The sequence below is a fragment of the Pseudomonas sp. NPDC089569 genome (assembly GCF_050280625.1).
In the GTDB taxonomy this organism is placed as follows: domain Bacteria; phylum Pseudomonadota; class Gammaproteobacteria; order Pseudomonadales; family Pseudomonadaceae; genus Aquipseudomonas.
Genome location: NZ_JBNNVQ010000273.1, coordinates 1 through 1,161 on the forward strand (window position 1 = coordinate 1; position 1,161 = coordinate 1,161).

The 1,161-nt window shown below is 56.6% G+C and carries 2 protein-coding genes; both read left to right on the top strand.

The features are described 5' to 3' along the window. Nucleotides 1-71 precede the first annotated feature (71 nt). On the top strand, nt 72-374 hold the full coding sequence (locus ACQKP2_RS33020) for a transposase (protein ID WP_427582404.1): 303 nt from the start codon (nt 72-74) through the stop codon (nt 372-374). Nucleotides 375-382: 8 nt separating this feature from the next. Continuing rightward, the coding region (locus tag ACQKP2_RS33025; RefSeq protein WP_427582405.1) for an IS3 family transposase at nt 383-1,161 on the top strand (779 nt) is incomplete at its 3' end.

Consider the following 1,161-nt stretch of genomic DNA (forward strand, 5'->3'; position numbering starts at 1 on the left):
TGAACTGGCCTAATGATTTTGGACACTTCAATCGGGCGCTATGATGGCGCCCAAATCTGAGGTGTTTGGCTATGCGTAAATCTTATTCCAGCGAGTTCAAACTCAAGGCTGCCAGCTTGGTGCTGGACGAGGGCCAGTCAGTTCCCGAAGTCTGCGCCAGCCTGGATGTTGGTCCTACGGCCCTGCGCCGCTGGGTCGATCAGGTTCGTCAGGAGCGTTTAGGCTCGACTCCGGCGGGTGCCAAGGCGATTACCGCCGATCAGCGAGAGATCCAGCGGCTCAAAGCGTTGCTCAGGCAGAAGGACCTGGACATCGAAATCCTAAAAAAGGCCAGTGCTCTCCTGCTTTTGGACTCCAAGGATCATTCTCGTTAATCAACGAGCTGGACGAGCAGTATGGCGTTAACAATTGCTGTCGGGCATTTGGAGTCAACCGCAGCAGCTTTTACGCCTGGCGTCAGCGCCAAGGCAAGGTGAGCCCTGAGCGGGAGAAGCTCAAAGCCGTGCTGATCGAGCATCACAAGCAATCCAGAGCGTCTGCCGGCTCGCGGACTTTGACCAAGGAGCTGCAAGCCAAAGGGCATCGTGTCGGGCGGCATAGAGTTCGCAGCTTGATGCGCGAAGCCGGTGTCGCCAGTCGTCAACGCAGGCGGCACAGGTATAAGTCATCGGGTGTGGAAGCGCTGGTGGCGCCGCATCTGCTCAAGCGCAAGTTTGATGTCACGGCGATTAATCAGGTGTGGTGTGGCGATGTGACGTACATCAAGGTCGGCCAGCGCTGGATGTATTTCGCGGCAGTTCTGGATCTGTACGCCCGGAGGATCGTGGGGTGGTCGTTCTCGATGATTTCCGATGCCTCGCTGACCTGCGAAGCGCTGCGCATGGCGGTCGAACTGCGAGGCCGGCCCAAAGAAGTGCTGTTTCACTCGGATCAGGGCTGCCAATACACCAGCCATAAATTCAGGAACGAAATGCGCAAGCATGGACTCCTGCAAAGCATGAGCCGTAAGGGCGAATGCTGGGACAACGCCCCGATGGAGCGTTTCTTTGGCAGCCTCAAATCAGAATGGGTGCCAGAAGACGGTTACAGCTCCGAGCATGAAGCTCGGGTAGATATTCAGCGTTATGTGATGCGTTACAACAACGTCAGGCTCCATAGCTA

Excerpts from the sequence above, each read along its gene's own strand:
- ACQKP2_RS33020 (WP_427582404.1), top strand. The coding sequence starts at position 72 with ATGCGTAAATCTTATTCCAGCGAGTTCAAACTCAAGGCTGCCAGCTTG.